The organism is Bradyrhizobium sp. CCGB20, assembly GCF_024199855.1.
Lineage (GTDB): Bacteria > Pseudomonadota > Alphaproteobacteria > Rhizobiales > Xanthobacteraceae > Bradyrhizobium.
The window spans coordinates 5,075,283-5,093,354 of record NZ_JANADN010000001.1 but is presented as its reverse complement, the minus strand read 5'-3'; the positions used below and the strand labels follow the sequence as shown (position 1 = coordinate 5,093,354).

The window sequence follows — 18,072 nt, the reverse complement described above, 5'->3', positions numbered from 1 at the left end:
CCGTGCAGCCTACCGGCCATGCGCCGTCTCGTTGCGAAGGTGCGGCGGAGACCCGAAAAACTACGGGACAAACCTACGTATAGCTCGCGCATCCCAAATCATAGAGCACATTTACCTCCGTACAATTGAGGAGTCCGTTGCACGCGGATTACTCTCACAAGCATCGAGGGGACGCGATGTGCAAGGCACAAGCCGGCGATTAGCTCGATGTGCAGCTCATATCTCTGCCTCCGTTGTCCGACTTGCCGCATGATCGGCCGGTCACGATCGAGAGGCCGCATTTCACTAACGCGCGTGGATGGCCGTGCGTCAGCGCACGAGCGAAGCCACGACCATGAGAGCCAGGAGAGAGCATGATGTGCGATACGCCTGAATACTCCGAGCGCGCTTCTGCCGTAAGAGGTTGCGCCGTCTGCAGCGGCAAGTTCGGCCTGATCCGATATTATTCCTGGCGAACGCCGCTGTGCTCCAGAAAATGTCTCGATCGCTTCAGGGCACGCCGCGAACGCGACCGTCGATGGCTTTTTCGATTTCAGGCGGCATGAGGATTAGCGCTTCGGTCCGCTCCATTCGGTAAACAGGAGGCTGCGTGCTGAACCGTGCTTGCAAGCTCCTCTTGATGGTCGCGCTGCTGCTTCCGTTGATGACGGCAGCGCAGGCCGATGAGGTCGGACGGGATGGTGGACATCGTCATCATCCGGTCCAGGATCAGCTCCTGCACGAGAAGTTCTATTCCAGCTGGCATATGCCCGACAATCCTGTGCTCAGCTGCTGCAACAGCGCGGATTGCTACCCGACCGAGGTGCGATACGTCGACGGCAGGATCTACGCGCGGCGGCGGGAAGACGGGAAGTACATCCTCATCCCGTCCCAGAAGGTTGAGAGAAACAGGGACAATCCGGACGGCCGCAACCATCTTTGTGCGCCGCCGCCGTCCGCCTCCCTGGTCGACACGGTCTACTGCTTCGCGTTGGGAGGTGCCACGTGAGATTCATATTGGTGAATGGCAGGACCCCTTTTCGCAAAACCTTCTGTCTGTGGTGCTGCGAGGAGATCAGCGGCAGCTATCTGCGCGATGCGAAGTCGCTGCTGCCCTACTGCGGCTACGAGTGTTACGCGCTTCATCACGAAGCAGCAGCGCCGTTGATCGAGAGGCCGGCGCGAGCGGCGTCTTGAGCAGACGGGTGGGCGAGGCGGAACCGGCGGAGACGGCTGCTGGCACAAGAGGACATGACGTTGAGATTCATGCTCGTCAATCAGGACCAACCCCACCATGGCGTCACCTGCAGCGCGTGCGCACAGCCGCTGGGCTCGAGTTACGTCCGGCATGTGTCCACGCAACGGCGGTACTGCGAGTATGATTGCTACCGTCGATATCAGCAGACGACCATGGAAACGCTCTGGCCTTACCGCAGTTCGCTCGAGGCGATCACGGTGTTTGCGGCCATTTCGAGCTGGAGCTGGATGATGCAGGTGAGCGCGCTCTCTGGCGCGCTGACGGAGGCATTTCTGCGCGCGCGCGAACCTTCTGACCACGGAAGGAGGTGACCGCTAGCCGAACGATGCGAGCCGCGCAGAGTGGTCGGCCGCAGTCACTGCATCCAGCTTCGAGCCGCGTCCAGCCCCGGCGTTGCGAAGCTAGGGCGCGGTGGCTGCGGCCGCTGCCGTAGGTGCCGCGCTGACTTCGTGCGTCGGAACGCGTTGCTCGGATTTCGCCGTGGCTGTGCCGCTGCCCTCGAACCGGGCACGGTAGACCAGCACGTTCTCCATCACGCGCTGGACGTAGTTGCGCGTCTCCGACAGCGGGATGCGCTCGACCCAGTCGACCGGGTCGACCTTGGGGTCGCGCGGGTCGCCGCGGACCTGCACCCATTCGCGCACCCGGCCGCGGCCGGCATTGTAGCCGGCGAAGGTCATGATCTGGTCGCCGCGATATTCCGACAGCAGCGCGCTCAGCTCGGCCGCGCCCATCTGCGTGTTGTAGACGGGATCGGAGACCATCCTGTCCCAGTCATAGGTCAGGCCGAAGCGCCTCGCCGTGTCGCGTCCCGCTTCCGGCGTTACCTGCATCAAGCCGACCGCGTTGGCGGGCGACTTGTCACGCTGGTCGAACGAACTCTCGGTGCGCGCCACCGAATAGATCACGCTGGTCTCGATCGCGGGGGCGACCTGCTTGTGCTCGGGAATGCCGATGGTCGGGAAGGCGTAGTGGTCGAGCGCAAGTCCGCGCGCCAGCGCCGACTTGCCGACCTCCAGCATCACGCGCGCATCGTTGCGGCGGCCGGCGAGCTCGCCGAGCGCTTCGAGCGCCGCGACATCGGTGCTCTCCCTGGCGAAATCCTCGGCGTAGTAAAACACCACGTCGCGCTCGCCGATGCCGTAGAGCATGTCGGCAGCGCGTACGCGCTCGTCGGCCGGCGGAGCATCGGCGGCGGCCGGCACGGGCGAGGGCGGGCGCAGCTCGATCCGGTCAAGGCCGAGCCTGGCGCGTGCGAGCTGGCCGTAATAGGCGGTCGGATAGCGCGCGGCAGCCTGATAGCTCATGCGCGCATCCGCCGCCGCCCCCATCGCCTCGGCCGCGCGGCCGCGCCAGTAATGTCCGCGCGACAGCGCGATCGGATTGGCCGAGCCCTCGTCGATCGCGGCGAAATGCGCCATCGCCGTCCTGGGATCGTCGAGATAGCGCAGCGCGATCCAGCCGCACATGAAGTGGTAGTCGACGCGGTAGACTTCCTTCTCGGGTACCGCCGCGGTACGCACGACGTCGTAAGCGGTCTTGAATTTGCCCTGGTCGAGCAGCTTTCGCGCGAGCAGGCGGCGCTCGCGCCACCAGGCATCGGTGTCCTGTGCCGCCATGGTGGCGGGCGCGGCGGCGAGGATCACCGCGGCGGCGTCGTCGATGCGGTCGTTCTGGAGATGCCACTGCGCGCGGCACAGGGCATAGCCCAGGTCGCGGCGCGCCTCGGCCGGCACGTCCTCGAGATAATCTCCGGCCTTGCTGGCCTTGCCGGTGACGGCGGCGCAGGCCTTCACGATCGCGAGTTCGTCCTCGCCGAGCCGTTTGGCGGCGCGCCGTGCGCCTGCATAGTCCTTGGCGCCGAGGCGCTTGTCCATCCGCGCGCGATGATCGTCGGCCGTCAGGAGATCGCGGAACGCCTCGTAGGAATCCTCCTCGCTGCGCTCGGACAGTTCGTCCGTGCGCCAGGCCTCGCGCACGAGGCGAGCGGCCCTGTCGGCCTCGCCCTCGGTGAGCAGCACGCGGGCGAGCGCGAACTTGCCCTTGGCGCTGGCCGGCCGGTCCATCGTGAATTTGTGCACGGTCGCCGCATCGCTCTTCTCCTGCCACAGCCGGGCCTCGGCGCGGCGGCGGAGCAGGGCGTTGCTCGGCCAGTCCGGATTGGCGGCGACGAAGGCCGCGTAGCGCTTGAAATTCGCGGTGCTCTCGGAATGGCGCAGCATGAACCAGTCGGCGAGCTTCTGTCCGGCGGGATCGGCAATGCGGTCGCGCGCCGCGCTCGCATCCTCGGTCTTGCCCTTGCGCGCGAGGGTGATGGCGTCCTTCAGCGCGGCGAGGTCGCCGGTCAGCGGCGGCGGCGCCGGCTTGTCCGAGAGCTCGTCGTCCTTCCTTGGCTTGCGCTTGGCTTCGGCGTGTTTGCCGCGGCGCGACTTGACCGCCGCCTGGCGCTGCTTGCCGGCTTTCGCCTCATGCGTCTTCTTCGACGCGGACGGTTTGTGGCTGCTCTTGGCTGCCAGCTCGGTTGGGATGAAGGCCAAGGCGGCCACGGCAACGAGACACGCGAGCGAGCGTAGGCACTGGTTCATTCGATGGTCCCCCTGCGAAACCACTACAAACCAAGGTCCGCGACGACATGCGGCTTGAGAATCAAAGACGACACCAAAACGATGCCATGACATCGTTTCGCATTCCTCACGCTCGTTCAACAATGCGGCAAAATACGGATGGGAACTGGGGAACTTCCGAAACGGCGGAAACGGCAGTTGTTTTAGCTTTTGTTAACGAATGGGGCTCGCGCGACGGTTGCGCGCGGCTCGGGGCGTCGCAGCGGTCAGATTGCGCGTGTTCCCGCCGTCAAATCCGGTGTATTGAGGTTCCAACCCGTCCCTTCAGCCCTTTACTCCATCGCTCATGCCGCTTTTCAACCAGTCGATCCGGCGCAAGATTGTCGGCATCGCCCTCGGATTGATCGTCCTGATGCTGGTCACCTCGATCCTGTCGATGGTGATGTCGAGCCAGGTCGGCGTCCTGCTCGGCGAGCTGACCGACCGCTACATCCCGGCCTACGGCAACCTCGCGCGCGCCAATATCCGTTCGCTGGAGCGGTCGGTGGCGCTGCGGCGCATGGTCATGATGAAGATGCAGGATGCTTCGGACGAGGAGGCCTATGCGGCGCGTCTCAAGGAGTTCGAGGAAGCCGACCGCAGGATCGAGGAGGAGACCTCGGGCGCGCGCAAGCACATCAACGCGATCATCGACGATAGCAGGACACCGTCCGACAATGCCGCGCTGGCGCGGATCGACACCCGTATCGAGGCGACGGTGTCCGAGCTGCGCCAGGGCATGAAGGAAGATCACGCAAGGCTCCTCAGTCAGATCGACGGCAAGCAGATGACGGAGGCGCGCGGCACGCTCGAGCATCTCGACATGCTGCGCGACCAGTTCAACCAGAAGATCGACGGTATCCGCGCCGACATGCTCAAACAGGTGTTCGCCTCGACGTCGACGGTGATCGGCCGCCAGCATCAGGCGATCATCATCTCGGGTGCCGTCACCGTTCTCGCGGCGATCGTCGGCTTCGTCTTTGCGCTGATGGTCAGTAGCGGCATCACGCGGCCGGTGCGGCTGCTGCTTGCCGGCACGCGCGAGGTCGAGGCGGGGCGCTTCGACAAGACCATCACCGTCTCGACCCAGGACGAGATCGGCGAACTCGCCGCCGCCTTCAACCGCATGACCGAGCAGCTGCGCCACAACGAGCGCGTCCGCGAGACCTTCGGGCGCTACATCGACCCCAAGGTGGTTCAGGGCCTGATCGACCGGCCGGAGGTCGCCATCGACGGCCAGCGCCGGGTGATGACGATCATGTTCTGCGACATGAGCGGCTTCACCTCGATGAGCGAGGGCATGACCCCGCGCGGCCTCGTCAAGGTGATGAACCATTATTTCACGGTGATGTCCGCGCCGATCCGCAGCCATCGCGGCATCATCGACAAGTATATCGGCGATGCCATCATGGCCTATTGGGGCCCTCCCTTCATCGAGGAGGACGAGCCGGCGCTGCTCGCCTGCTTCGCCGCCATCGACATGGCCGACCAGGTGCCTGCGCTACAGAAGCAGTTGCCCGATCTGCTCGGCATCCGCGCCATGCCCGGTCCCTGCGACCTGCGCATCGGGATTGCCACCGGCGAGGTCCTGACCGGCAGCATCGGCTCGGAGCTGATGATGAGCTTCACCGTGATGGGCGACGCCGTGAACCTCGCCTCGCGGCTCGAGCTCGTCAACAAGGTCTACGGCACCCGCATCCTGGTCTCGCAGGCGACGGCGGACGCGATCGGCGCGGCCTGCGAGCTGCGCGAGATCGATCGCCTGGCGGTCGCCGGCCAGAGTGCGCCGCAACCCATCTTCGAGGTGATGAGCAAGGCGCACGGGCTCAGCGTTCCGCAGGAGAGCTTGCGCGCGCACTATGCCGAAGGCCTCGCCGCCTATCGCGCGCGGCGCTTCGACGATGCCCGGACCGCGTTCAATGCCGCACTGGAAATCGTCCAGGGCGATGGCCCCTCGCGCACGCTGCTCGCCCGCATCGCGCAGTTCGAGGCCGATCCGCCGGGCGTGGAATGGGACGGCGCCTGGCGGCTGGAGCAGAAATAGGTAGCCACATCCTCTCCTTGCGGCCCGCGCTGGCGAAAATTGATTCTACTCCATAACGATGTTCGCAGTGACGTATTTCCCGGGCTTAGGTTACGTGTCCTTGAGGCGTTTGACGGGGACACGCCAATGACAGAACTTGAGGACAGGCTGGAGCGGTTTGAGACTCTCACCGCCGAATGCGAGCTGATTGCCAAGCTCGCCACCGACAGCACCAAGCGCGAATTTTATTTGAAGCTCGGGGAGCAGTACCGCCAGCTGGCGGTCGATATGCGGTACGTGATCGCGGCCAGGGCCGCGGCCTGAGGCCGGCTGCAAGCCGTTCTTAATGTTTGGCGCGCATCCTCCTGGATGCGAGCGTCGCGATCCATGATTGCTCGCGGTGGGAATGCCGAGGTCCGTTGCGATGCAGCGTATCTCGCCGACGTCGCTTTGCCGCTCCTTACCAGGGCAATCCCATGCGCCTGCTTGCAGTCCTCATCTTCGCGCTCATGACGGCGGCCTGCAACCAGGAGCAGGACATCACCGGCTCGACGCCGGTCTGCGCGATGCGGAACTACAGCTCCTACAATCCCCGCGACATGAACCAGTGCGTGGCCGCCTGCAAGGCGTGCGACCACGGCAACACGGTCACCTGCACCACGTCATGCACCCTCAAGGGCGCCCACTGAGCGGCGGAGGTTCCTGGAGCCGGGACTGACGGTGCTCGGGCACCGGAACGATTCACAAGGGTTAATCATTGAAGGGATGGGCAGGACGCGGAGTCCTATGGAATGGGTATGCTCGATCCCGGTCGGTTCCTGGTGTCGTGCTCGCATTGCAATGCATGGCCGATGGCGGCCAACGTAAAGCGTGCGAGCTGGTCGGCCTCGCCGCACGAGGTCCGCTTCGTATGCCCGCGCTGCCGCCGCGAGGAGACCGCCATCATCTCCGCCTCGGGTGAGCTGACCCCGATCCGGCGCATCGACGTCCCGCCGCGCGACGTCACCGCGGCCTGGGCGCAGGCCCAGCGGCCAAGAGGGCGGGCATAGCCCGCCCGTCACAGCGCAGAGGGCGCGCGTAGCCCGCCCGTCACGATAGGACAAGGGCGGGCGTAGTCGGTTCTGCAAAGGCCCGGTGCCGTTTTGGAACCCGGCCGACCGCCAGGAGTTTTAGCCCGACATCAAACGCATCAAGGTCCTGCGAATGATCAGCGAGCATTTCGACACCCGCACACGGATCAACATGAAGCTGGCGCTGGATCGGGTCTGCCGCAATCGCCCGGTCGGCGAGGACCACGACTTCCGCAGGTCCGTTGCCGAACACATCATCCGATGCGCGCTCACGGGCCGCACCGGCATCGGCCAGCTCGTCGATGCCGGCGAGCGGGCGATGATCAGCACGCGTCAGCAGCGGGAGCCGACCTGATTGCGCCAGGTCAACCTGCGCGCGGTGCTGCGACGATCATGCAATCAGCCGATTGACTCACCGCTCCAACGACCCGTAAATTGGAACCTGACGGTTCTCCTCACGGAGATCAAAAGGGAACGTTGTGCGGGATTGTCCCAACGCCGGGATATTCTCAATGCAGCGGCTGCCCCCGCAACTGTAAGCGGTGAATCTTTCGTCATATGCCACTGGGAATCTCGGTCCTGGGAAGGCGACGTAAGGTATCGACCCGCGAGCCAGGAGACCTGCCGTCAGCCGTGGTCACACGCGAAGATGTCGGTCGGGGAGTACAGACATTAGCTTCACCGGAGCAATCGATCGCTCCGTGAAACCTCGTTCGCTGTGACGTGCCACTGACGTCATACCGAGGTTACAAGAGTGTCCCGTATTGTCTCTGCCGCCAGGCGCCTCAGCGCCGGCCTCTTCACGTCTGTTTTCCTGTATTCGTTCAATCCTTCCGCCGCGTTCGCCCAACAATCGGCATCGCCCAATCTGCTGCCCCCGGTCGAGGTCGGGCCATCCGAGCGTACGGCCAGGCCACCGGTCGTACGACATGCGCCTGACAAGCCCGAGCGCAGGCGTGTCGTTCGAGCGCTGAGACCGGAGCCGCCGGTATCGCCCCCCGTTGCCGGTGTATCCGCTGCCAATCTGTTTCCAACCGTCGTTGTCAGTCCAACGGGCATTGTCACTCCGACCAATCTGGTCTCGAGCTCGATGACCGTCCTGACCGCCGGGGATATGGAGCGCGATCAGCGCCGGACTGCGTCCGATGCGCTCAGCGCCGTTCCCGGGCTCAACCTCGTCCAGACCGGCGGACCGGGCGGACAGACGTCGGTCTTCATGCGCGGAACGAACTCCAATCACACCAAGGTCCTGATCGACGGTATCGACGTCAGTGATCCCGGCAATCCGAACCGATCGTTCGACTTCGGCCAGTTGTTGACCTCCGACATTCAGCAGATCGAAGTCCTGCGCGGCCCGCAGGGTGGTCTCTACGGCGCGGATGCGCTGGGGGGCGTGATTTCCATCGTGACCAAAAAGGGTGATGGTCCCGCTCGCGCGACCGGCTCGGTCGAGGGAGGCTCGTTCGGGACGTTCAATCAGACGGCAGGTCTGAGCGGGTCACAGGACCACTTCAACTATGCCTTCAACGTCGCGCATTTTCGCGCAAGCGACGTGCCGGTGACGCCTGTCGAACTGCTGCCGCCGGGCCAGAAGGCGATCGGCAATTCCTACGACAACATGACCTATTCGACCAAGCTCGGCGCCGATGTCAGCGAAAACCTGACGCTCAATGGCGTCGCGCGCTACACCGACGCCACGCTGCGCTTCACGGGAGACACGTTTGATCCCGTAACACTTGCCAGCTTTCCCGCCGCCGCGCAAAGCACGCAGACCGTGCACCAGCTGTTCACGCGCGGCGAGGCGGTCTGGTCCGTTCTCGACGACCGGATGAAGAGCTATTTCGGCGTCAACTACACCAACCACTGGAACCACAACATTTCGCCGGGCGATGCGATGCCGACCATCACCACCGGCGATCGGGTCAAATACGATTGGCACACCACCACACGGCTCGCGCCCAACAACAATGTCATCATCGGCGCCGAGCATGAGACCGAAACGCTGCAAACGGCGACGGTCTCCGCCCAGAACGTCAACAAGGCAGGATATGTGGAGTTGCAGTCCCAGTTCGTGGACCGCGTCTTCTTCACGGCCAATGTCCGGCAGGACGACAACGAGCGGTTCGGCGAGCACCCGACCTTTCGCCTGACGTCAGCCGTGATCGTGCCGGTCACGGACACGAAGTTCAGGGGAAGCTACGGCACGGGATTCAAGGCGCCAACGCTCAACCAGCTTTACGTCAGCTTTCCTGCGTTCTTCTTCTTTGCGAATCCCAACCTCAAACCCGAAGAAAGCGTTGGATACGACGCAGGCTTCGAGCAGCCCTTGTTCAATGATCGCGTTCGCTTCGGGTCGACCTACTTCCGCAACAACATCACGGACCTGATCCAGAGCACGTTCGATCCCGTGACATTCACGAGCACCAACACGAATATCGGCAAGGCCATCACGGAAGGCACGGAAAGCTTCGTCGCCGCCGCAATCACCGACCGGCTCCGCGTTCGTGCCGATTACACTTTTACCCGCGCCGTCGATGCGACGGCGGGACTGGAGCTGCTGAGGCGTCCGAAGGAGAAGTGGAGCGCGAATGTCATCTGGAATCCGATCGATCCGCTCACGCTGTCCGCGACCGTGCTGCACGTCGGAAGTTTCGTGGACGGCAACCGCGACTTCAGCATTCCGCGTCTGCTGGCGCCGGCCTACACTGTCGTCAATGTGGCCGCCGAATATCTGGTCACCGATCAGATCAAGGTATTTGGCCGGGTCGATAATCTCGCCAATGTGCGCTACCAAAATCCGACAGGCTTTCTACAGCCGGGACTCGGCGTCTATGGCGGCATTCGCCTTGCGAATTACGACGTCAGATAGCGGGACTCCGGAGGAAGCGATCTCATGACGACAGCCGATCCGATCATGGACTTGCTTGCAGGTCAGCTTGCCGATGCCGAGGCGGGTTGGAGCATCGGTACGTTCGGGGCCATTGCCGAGTTCACGCGCGAGCTCGGCGATGCCTTGGACACGGAGCGGTCTCGCAACGGGATCAGCGTTGTGACGGAGAAGGGTGGGATACGCATCGCCTCCCACCCCGACCTGCGCCTCATCGCGTCGGAATCGCCGACCACCGAAAGCTGGAGTCACCGCGTCGCGATGTGTCTTCCGCATGAAGCGGGCATCATGAGTGGCCGCACGGTGCTGACGGAAATCGGTCCTGATCGCGCAGCGCTGCGCCATCGGGATCGCAACGGCATCCTGTTCGACCTTGGCCTTGGAGCATTGCAGATCGACGCCTGCATCCGGACCGGCGAGGCGGATGTCGTCGCCGCGCTCAGGAGCCGTGCGGGGCAATCCGTGTTCGCGCCGGATAGCGATGCCATGCGGGTCATCCTCGCCGCCAATCCGCATCGCGTCTTCATCAGCCGGATCGGGCGGGCCGAAGTGTTCCAGCCGATCCCGCCACCGGGCGGCAAAAGCCCTGATGGTCCGCACACGCACGTCCTGCCAAAGCTGCTCGCGCATCGCCGCACCCATGCTGCGACCGAGCCGCTGCCTGATGGCTGGATCCCCTGTGCGCATCTTTATCCGGCCCATCCGCTGCGCGATCAACTCGGCCGCCAGCACCCGTTTCGGCCGGATCAGCACGCAGCTTTCCAGGCCCTGCTCGAACGCTACGGGCTGCCGGAGCTGACGGCGCTCAAAAGCAACGTAATCGGAGCCGTCGCGAAGGGGCGGGGACCTGAGACCGTGACGCTTCCGTCCGACCGCACTGCGCGCGCCGCAGTTCGGGTGACCGTGCGGCAGCTCGCGGCCGCGGAACCGCGCGCGCCGTTGCTTCTCGCCTGGCTCGCCGCATACGACCGGCGCGATCCGACCGAGGCCGAAGACCCCATGGAGGCCCTTCACTAAAGCCCGGATGCACTGACCCCATACCCGCAAAATGTGCTACAAATCCTGCAAGGAGATCGTTTCATGACTGTCACTATCCTGCCGCCTCATGCCGACCGCTTCCGCCTTCATCCGGTTGCGCCGCGCCTTGCGCCGATGTTCTGCTTTGCGCTGCTGACCCTGTCATGCGCGCTCGCCAGCTTTGCGCTGGCCTGCGCAACGCCGTTTGCGGCCTTCGCGGTCGTCGCGGCCGCGATGCTGCCGCTGCGTCCGGCGCTGCTCGTCGTCACCGGCGCCTGGCTCGTGAATCAGACGATCGGTTTCGGCGTGCTGCACTATCCGATCGACGGCAGCACCATTGCCTGGGGTTTTGCGATTGGCGCCGCGGCGCTTCTATCGACCGTAGCAGCATCGGCTGTGCTCCGCATGCTGCCGCAGGGCCGTGCGCCGCTAATGCTCGCGATCGCGCTCGTCGTCGCCTACGCGGCCTATGAGCTCGCGCTGCTTGCCGCGACGCCGGTCCTCGGCGGAGAGGGCGCCTTCACCGCGGCCATCGTCACGCGCATCGGGCTGACCAGCGCTGTCTGGCTCGCCGGCCTCGTTGCCGCCTGCGAGATCGTTCGGCTGATCGATCCGTTCGGCCGCAAGGGAGCGCTGTCGGCCTGAGCGCCGCTTCGCTCCATACGGGCTACGAGACTGAGGTCCGGTCATGGCGATGACCGGCCCTTTGCCCATCGCCGCAGTACGACCGCCGTCCAGACCGGTTGCGGATGAACAATATCTGCCGGGAGCTGCCGTCCGGCATGGACGCCCTTCAGCCGCGCCCGGTGCGTGGCTTCAACCATCCCATGATCACTGAGCACGGCGTTTGACGGCTGCGTGGCAGCCTGTGCCTCTCGCTCGCATCTCTTGCGAAGGTGAGGGCCTGTTGGCTGGATCGACGCTGCGCGGGCGCGCGTGCCATCCACTCGCGAATGACTGCGCGTCGTATCTTCGATTTCAACATATGAGAGTCTCCAAGGGCCGGATCAGCCATGCGGCTGTTCCAGCCCTCTCTGATCGCCAGCGTGTCTAGGCCGCCTTTTGCATCGGATAGGCTTGCGAACGTCGCGCGAGCAGGGCGCTGCCACACGGATGTTCGGTGCCTTGCAGGACGACGAAGCCACGCTTTGCGATCGCGGTGCGAAGATTGTCCTTCGCTGCCGATTTCTGCGCGTCGAGCCAGATCACCAGCACGGCGCGGGGGCCGAGGAAACCGTCGAGCCAATCCACCGCCGCATCGAGAGCGCCAAGCGGGCGTCGTCGCCAGTCCACGAGGGCTGCGTCGTATTGGGCGGCCGCCTGGCCGCAATTGCCGGCCGCTGCGGCCAGGAAATATCCGCGCCTTTGCAGATCGATCGTCAATTCCATGCTCTTCGCGCCGACCACGACGATGCGCTGCCGGGGTGAGCAGCCTGCGAGCGCGATCATCGGTTCTATGATTCTGTCGCTGATCTCTGAGGGAGACATGAGTTCACCGGTTCGGTTGTTGTTGTCGCAGTCCTTGCGATGCATCAGGCTGCGCGACCGGCCCGATATGTTGTCGGTTGCGATAGGATTTCGAGATGAGCACGGTCCCGATTGTATAGGTTCGGCATAGGACCAGCGTGGCACCTATGCCGTTCCTAGAAACGGGCGATGCGATCCCCATCGAATTCAAATTTGTCCGGCGTCATGTTCTGACGTGAAGCTGCAACTCTTTCTTGGAGGTCAGGATGCCGGCATACAGCGCATTTGTCGTGGGGCGACACAGCGTACCGATCGGAGTGGTTCAGATGGACTGTGCCGACGATGAATCCGCGATCTCTCGCGCCGCGAAACTCGTCGACAGCCACGATGTGGAGCTCTGGCAACTCGATCGGCCGGTCGCGAGATTCGATGCGCAGTCCGGACAGACCCACCGGAAATAGGCCATGGTCCTTCGGATGCTGTCTTCCCGACTGCGCTCAGCGTGCCGTCCGGAACGCAAGTTCGCGCAGCCTCGGCAGCGCGGCGTTACGGTTGTCGCTGCGCCAGATCGCGTGCAGCTCGGCGAAGACGGATGGTCCGAGCCTGATCGGGCGAAACACGACATTGTCGAAGCACGCATTGCGGGTCTCGTCCGGCACGATGGCAAGTCCGAGGCCCGCGCTTACCAGCGACAGGATCGCCTGCGCCTGACTCATCGATTGCACCACTTGCGGCCGCACACCATTGGCATCGAACGCCGCGGTCAACAGTGAACGCATATACGGTCCGTCGGGCGAATACATGATGAAGGGCTGTCCCTCGAGATGCGACAGCTCCGGCCGCCGGCGCACCGCGAGCGGATGGTCGAGCGGCAGCGCAAGGGCAAGTCCTTCGCGGAAGACGCTCGCACTTCTGATCGGCTTCTCCGTCTCGATCGGCCGAACGAGGCCAAGGTCGATCCGCCCGGATCTCAGCGCATCGAGCTGCTGGCGCGAGGTCAGCTCTTCGAATGTGATCTCAATGTCAGGCAACTCATCGCGAACGCGCGTCGCAAGCCAGGGCAAATAGCCGTAAGTGGTCGCGCCGACGAAGCCGATCGACAGCGCGCCGCCGGTCAGCGCCGCTGCCTGGCGCGCCGCCTTCACAGCGTGCTCGCGCTGCTGAAGCAGTGCGCGCGCTTCGCCGAGGAAGGCGCGCCCCGCGGCGGTCAGCTTCACGGAGCGGCTGGTGCGCTCCAGCAGCTTCACCCCGAGCGTCCCTTCCAGAAGCTGGATCTGCCGGCTCAGCGGGGGCTGCGTCATGTTCAGCCGCTTGGCGGCGCGACCGAAGTTCAACTCATCGGCCACCGCCACGAACGCGCGCACTTGCCCGAACTCGATCATTGATACCTTTTCTGGATCAATTAAATCCAAAAATGAGTTTAGACCTGAATTGATCGCTGATCTAGCTTTCTCGCGTCCGGACGTCGCTGGCGTTGCGGACCTCCACGGTCGCCGAAGGCGGCCGGGCAAAACAAACCGGGAAAGGGAGCAACGTGACCATGGAGCAGAAGCCGTCCGCACGGACGCATTATCGTTTCGTCACCTTGGCGTTGATCACCATCCTGCTGGCGCTCAGCAGCGGCGATCGGGCGACACTGTCGATCGCCGGTCCCAACATGTCGAAGGCGCTCGGCATCACGCCGGTCGAGCTCGGCTGGATGTTTTCGGCGTTCGCGTGGGCCTACGTGCTGGCGCATCTGCCCGCGGGATGGATCGCGGACCGGCTCGGCGCGAAACAGACCATTTTGGGCGGATTGATCCTGTGGTCGTTCGTCACCTTCCTGATGAGCTGCGTCGGCTGGGCAAGCTATCCGTTCCTGGTGATGCTGATCTTGCGCTTCATGCTGGGCGTCTTCGAGTCACCCGTGGGTCCCGCGGCCGGGCGCATCATCGCGGCGTGGTTTCCGTCCGCGGAGCGCGGTATCGCAGGCGCCATCTTCAACAGCGCGCAATACGTCTCGCTTGTCGTCTTCATTCCGCTGATGGGCTTCCCCGATCATCGCTTTGGTTGGGAGCACATCTTCGCCGTCATGGGCGCGCTGGGCTTCCTGTTCGCAGCGGTCTGGGCCGTCACCTATTATCCGCCGAGCGGTCATCCCAAGGTAAGCGCGGCGGAGCTCGATCATCTGCGTGCGGGAGGCGCGCTGGTCGAACTCGGCGGTGCATCGCCGGCCGCTGCCGCGGCGCATGGCCCGCAATGGTCCGATCTCGCCGAGCTGTTCAAAAGCCGCATGCTCGTCGGCATCTTCCTCGCGCAATACGGCATCTCGTCGATCACCTGGTTCTTCGTCTCCTGGTTTCCGACCTACCTCGTCAAGGCGCGCGGCCTGTCTGTGCTCGATGCGAGCCTGATCGCAACCATTCCCGCCATCTGCGGCTTCGTCGGCGGCGTTGCGACCGGATTCTTCTCTGACTGGCTGTTCAAGCGCACCGGTTCGCTCAGCATCGCGCGCAAGACCCCGATCACGATCGGCCTCGTCATGACCGTGCTCATCATCGGCTGCAACTACACGGACTCGACGGTCCTTATCACGGTGCTGATGAGCGCGGCCTTCTTCGGCAAGGGTTTTGGCTCACTCGGCTGGACGGTCGTCGCCGACACCGCGCCCAAGGAGGTGATCGGTCTTACCGGCGGCGTCTTCAACGCTATCGGCAACACTGCCGGAATCGTGACGCCGGTTGCGATTGGCTACATCCTCTCCGCAACCGGATCGTTCAACGGCGCGTTGCTCTATGTCGGCCTGCACGGGCTGCTCGCGGTGCTTTGCTACTGGGTCATCGTCGGGCCGATCGAACGTCTCGTCATTCGCGAGGGCGCCGGGCTGATCCGCGCCGCGCCAGTCGCGGCCGAATAACCCCATCACCTGAAAATCCACATCAAAGGAGAACGCCATGAACTTCCACACGCAGGCCAATGCGCGCATCATCGCCAACCCGCTTGCTGCAGGTCTTGCGGCCGGCGAAGCCACGACCGACCGGATCGCCTGGGTGCGGACGTCGCTCGTCTTCCTGCCGCTCGCCCAGGCGATCAGCGACGCAAAGGTTCTCACCGGCCGGCAGAAGCCGCTCACCGAGATCGCCTTCCTGTTTGCGGAGATCGAGACCGAGAACGGCCATAGCGGTATTGGCTACAGCTATTCGAAGCGCGCCGGCGGTCCGGGCCAGTTCGCGCATGCAAAGGAGATCGCCGGCGAGCTGATCGGCGAGGATCCGAGCGATATCGCGCGGCTCTGGGACAAGCTGGTCTGGGCCGGCGCCTCGGTCGGCCGCAGCGGCATGTCCACGCAGGCGATCGCCGCCTTCGATATCGCGTTGTGGGATCTCAAGGCCAAGCGCGCCAAGCTGCCGCTGGCAAAGCTGCTCGGCGCCCATCGCGATTCCGTGCGCTGCTACAACACCTCGGGCGGATACCTCTCGATGCCGATCGAGGAGGTGAAGGAGCGCGTCAGCATGGCTCTCGACAGGGGCATCGGCGCCATCAAGCTGAAGGTCGGCCAGCCCGATCCGATGGTGGACCTCAAGCGCATCGAGGCGGTGCGCAATCATATCGGCGACGTTCCGCTCGCGATCGACGCCAACCAGCAATGGGATCGCACCACCGCCTTGCGCTTCGGACGTATCGCCGAGCAGTTCAACCTGACCTGGATCGAGGAACCGCTCGACGCCTACGACTACGAGGGCCATGCTGCGCTCGCGGCCGAGCTTGCGACCCCCATCGCGACCGGCGAGATGTTGACGAGTGTCGACGAGCACTACGAACTGATCCGCAACAATTCGGTCGACTTCATCCAGCCCGACGCGCCGCGCGTCGGCGGCATCACGCCGTTCCTCAAGATCCTCGCGCTCGCCGATCACAGGAAGCTTCAGCTCGCTCCGCATTACTGCATGGAAATCCATCTGCACCTGACGGCCGCCTATGCGCGCGAGCCCTGGGTCGAGCATTTCGAGTGGTCGGAGGCGATGTTCAACGAGAAGCTCGAAGTCGTGAACGGCCGCATGATCGTGCCGAACCGGCCCGGTCTCGGCTTCAGTCTGTCGGAACAGGCGCGCGCCTGGGCGCGCGACGTCCACGAGGTCGGCAAGCGCCCCTGAGGGAGAATCGCCATGTATGAGCCAAAGACAAAGTTGCAGCCCCTCGATCCTTCCGTCATCCGCCGGCTGAGGGACGTCTCCTCGGGTTCGCTGACCACCGAGCTGTTCAAGAAGGGCCTGCGCCAGTGTTTTCTGGTCGGGCTGGTGCCGATGAACAGGGATGCGGTCCGCTTCGCCGGCGAGGCCTTCACCATGCGCATGATCCCGGCGCGCGAGGATCTCGACACGATCGAGACGCTCACTCCGCATCCGAACGCCGACAATCTGCAATGGGAGGCGGTCGAGAACATTCCGCCCGGCCACGTCCTGGTGATCGACAGTCGCAACGATCCGCGCGCCGCATCGGCCGGGGCGATGCTACCAACGCGGATGAAGGTGCGCGGCGCAGCAGGGATCGTCACCGATGGCGCGTTTCGTGACGGCCAGGAACTGGCGCAGCTCGATTTCCCGGCCTATGCGCGGCAGGTCACGGCATCGACACGGCTGTCCTATCACCGGGTCGCCGACCTCAACGTGGCCATCGCGTGCGCCGATGTCGCGGTCTATCCGGGAGATGTCATCGTTGGCGACGGCGACGGCATTACCGTCGTGCCGCGGCATCTGGCGGCCGAGATGGCCGACCTCTGCGAGAGGCGGGACCAACTCGAGAAGTATCTGTCGTATCGCATCGGCGCTGGCGAGCCGCTTTATGGCGTCTATCCGCCGACGCCTGCCGTCCGTGCCGATTTCGAGGCCTGGAAGAAGGCCGGCGCGGATCCGGCGAGGGCAACGACGATCCGGGCGGGAGGGTGAGATGAGCAATACATCGCCCGCCGCCATGGAGGCGACGATCCGTCGCTATTTCGACGCCTGCAACGTTGCTGACCACGAGGCCCTGATGTCCTGCTTCACCGCGGATGCAGTCCATTATTTTCCGCGGGGCTTGCCGGACATTCCGTGGCGCGGCGCCGAAACCATTGCGCGCAAATGGATCTGGTGCGTCGAGACTCTCGGCTCGCAATGGACGATCGAAAAGATCCTGTGCTCGTCGACGGCGCCGGAAGCCGTGATCGAATGGACCCATTGGAAGCGCAAGCAGAATACCGCGCTGCGCGGCGACGAATGGTATGTGTTCGACGAGGCGACCGGTCTCATCAAGGAGATCCGGGCCTATTACGCGGCGCCCGCCGATCCCCTGGTTCGGATCTGCGAACTCGTGGACTTTGATTATCGTGGTCGCGGATATCACCTCTCGCACGAATAACGCCAGGCCGGGAAGCTTCGGACCGACGGGCGTCCTGACCGCGGGGACGGCCGGCACCCGGCCTTCCCTGCGCCCCACGGATATGAGGGTGGGGTGAGCAAAGCAAAGTTCGGGCGGAATGCGCCGCGAGGACGCGAAGGTGTGTCTGTCGTTGGGGTGCAGAAATCGATGCGGCGAACAAGACGTCATTCCGCGCAATAGCAAAGCCGTTGTCGCTGAGGTGCGCGTTCTGCGGCGCGATGGGGCTCACTATAGGGGCGCTACGTCCCACGCCTCGCAACTTCAGGAGGGACAGGACCAGAAGTGTCGCGACTCAGCAGAGGCGCCTTCGCATAGGGTGAAGCCGGGTGCGTCGTTCCAGCCACCAAATCTGAAGTTGTGAGCGACCTTCC

The 18,072-nt window shown here is 64.2% G+C and carries 18 protein-coding genes and 1 riboswitch; of the genes, 15 read left to right on the top strand and 3 right to left on the bottom strand.

The genetic code is table 11. The features are described 5' to 3' along the window. The first annotated feature begins 589 nt into the window (after positions 1–589). Both NLM15_RS23540 and NLM15_RS23535 read left to right on the top strand, forming a co-directional pair. Entirely contained in the window at positions 590–988 is a 399-nt protein-coding gene (locus NLM15_RS23540) for a hypothetical protein (RefSeq protein WP_254119833.1), read from the top strand. Between the two features lie 401 nt (positions 989–1,389). Then, positions 1,390–1,548 (top strand): hypothetical protein, encoded by a 159-nt coding sequence (locus NLM15_RS23535; RefSeq protein ID WP_254119831.1) that lies wholly within the window; start codon positions 1,390–1,392, stop codon positions 1,546–1,548. A gap of 90 nt (positions 1,549–1,638) precedes the next feature. Here the strand turns inward: NLM15_RS23535 and NLM15_RS23530 are convergent, their stop codons facing one another. Further along, positions 1,639–3,822 (bottom strand): lytic transglycosylase domain-containing protein, encoded by a 2,184-nt coding sequence (locus tag NLM15_RS23530; protein WP_254119829.1) that lies wholly within the window; start codon positions 3,820–3,822, stop codon positions 1,639–1,641. Positions 3,823–4,147: 325 nt separating this feature from the next. Here NLM15_RS23530 and NLM15_RS23525 point away from each other — a divergent pair, with 325 nt between their 5' ends. The 8 genes from NLM15_RS23525 to NLM15_RS23490 all read left to right on the top strand — a co-directional run bounded on the left by NLM15_RS23525 (position 4,148) and on the right by NLM15_RS23490 (position 11,482). Then, a complete protein-coding gene (locus tag NLM15_RS23525) occupies positions 4,148–5,884 on the top strand; it encodes an adenylate/guanylate cyclase domain-containing protein (RefSeq protein WP_254119827.1) in 1,737 nt (578 codons plus the stop codon). 126 nt (positions 5,885–6,010) lie between these two features. Further along, entirely contained in the window at positions 6,011–6,187 is a 177-nt protein-coding gene (locus tag NLM15_RS23520) for a hypothetical protein (RefSeq protein WP_254119825.1), read from the top strand. A 152-nt stretch (positions 6,188–6,339) separates the two neighbouring features. Next, entirely contained in the window at positions 6,340–6,552 is a 213-nt protein-coding gene (locus NLM15_RS23515; protein ID WP_063983092.1) for a hypothetical protein, read from the top strand. Positions 6,553–6,654: 102 nt separating this feature from the next. Beyond that, on the top strand, positions 6,655–6,912 hold the full coding sequence (locus tag NLM15_RS23510) for a hypothetical protein (RefSeq protein WP_254119823.1): 258 nt from the start codon (positions 6,655–6,657) through the stop codon (positions 6,910–6,912). Positions 6,913–7,066: 154 nt separating this feature from the next. Further along, complete coding sequence (locus NLM15_RS23505; protein WP_254119821.1) at positions 7,067–7,288, top strand: hypothetical protein; 222 nt, start codon at positions 7,067–7,069, stop codon at positions 7,286–7,288. A 74-nt stretch (positions 7,289–7,362) separates the two neighbouring features. Then, positions 7,363–7,577, top strand: a riboswitch (cobalamin riboswitch). A 446-nt stretch (positions 7,578–8,023) separates the two neighbouring features. After that, positions 8,024–9,802, top strand: coding sequence for a TonB-dependent siderophore receptor (locus tag NLM15_RS23500; RefSeq protein ID WP_254119819.1), 1,779 nt, complete (start codon positions 8,024–8,026; stop codon positions 9,800–9,802). A 24-nt stretch (positions 9,803–9,826) separates the two neighbouring features. Further along, positions 9,827–10,837, top strand: a complete 1,011-nt coding sequence (locus tag NLM15_RS23495) for a DUF6925 family protein (RefSeq protein WP_254119817.1) — start codon at positions 9,827–9,829, stop codon at positions 10,835–10,837. Between the two features lie 63 nt (positions 10,838–10,900). Then, positions 10,901–11,482, top strand: coding sequence for a hypothetical protein (locus NLM15_RS23490; protein ID WP_254119816.1), 582 nt, complete (start codon positions 10,901–10,903; stop codon positions 11,480–11,482). A gap of 405 nt (positions 11,483–11,887) precedes the next feature. Here the strand turns inward: NLM15_RS23490 and NLM15_RS23485 are convergent, their stop codons facing one another. Beyond that, a complete protein-coding gene (locus NLM15_RS23485) occupies positions 11,888–12,286 on the bottom strand; it encodes a hypothetical protein (RefSeq protein WP_254119814.1) in 399 nt (132 codons plus the stop codon). A 284-nt stretch (positions 12,287–12,570) separates the two neighbouring features. On the opposite strand from NLM15_RS23485, the gene NLM15_RS23480 reads away from it, so the two are divergent. Further along, positions 12,571–12,765 (top strand): hypothetical protein, encoded by a 195-nt coding sequence (locus tag NLM15_RS23480; protein ID WP_254119812.1) that lies wholly within the window; start codon positions 12,571–12,573, stop codon positions 12,763–12,765. A 36-nt stretch (positions 12,766–12,801) separates the two neighbouring features. Here the strand turns inward: NLM15_RS23480 and NLM15_RS23475 are convergent, their stop codons facing one another. Beyond that, positions 12,802–13,686 carry a LysR family transcriptional regulator gene (locus tag NLM15_RS23475; protein ID WP_254119811.1) on the bottom strand — a complete coding sequence of 295 codons (885 nt, stop codon included), beginning with the start codon at positions 13,684–13,686 and terminating at the stop codon, positions 12,802–12,804. Between the two features lie 158 nt (positions 13,687–13,844). On the opposite strand from NLM15_RS23475, the gene NLM15_RS23470 reads away from it, so the two are divergent. The 4 genes from NLM15_RS23470 to NLM15_RS23455 are packed head-to-tail and all read left to right on the top strand — an operon-like array spanning position 13,845 to position 17,680. Then, positions 13,845–15,200 (top strand): MFS transporter, encoded by a 1,356-nt coding sequence (locus tag NLM15_RS23470; RefSeq protein WP_254124377.1) that lies wholly within the window; start codon positions 13,845–13,847, stop codon positions 15,198–15,200. Positions 15,201–15,237: 37 nt separating this feature from the next. Then, entirely contained in the window at positions 15,238–16,437 is a 1,200-nt protein-coding gene (locus tag NLM15_RS23465) for a mandelate racemase/muconate lactonizing enzyme family protein (RefSeq protein ID WP_254119809.1), read from the top strand. A gap of 12 nt (positions 16,438–16,449) precedes the next feature. After that, the gene (locus NLM15_RS23460) at positions 16,450–17,229 is read left to right on the top strand and encodes a ribonuclease activity regulator RraA (RefSeq protein WP_254119807.1); all 780 of its coding nucleotides are present in this window, start codon (positions 16,450–16,452) and stop codon (positions 17,227–17,229) included. A 1-nt stretch (position 17,230) separates the two neighbouring features. After that, positions 17,231–17,680, top strand: a complete 450-nt coding sequence (locus NLM15_RS23455; protein ID WP_254119805.1) for a nuclear transport factor 2 family protein — start codon at positions 17,231–17,233, stop codon at positions 17,678–17,680. Positions 17,681–18,072: the final 392 nt, after the last annotated feature.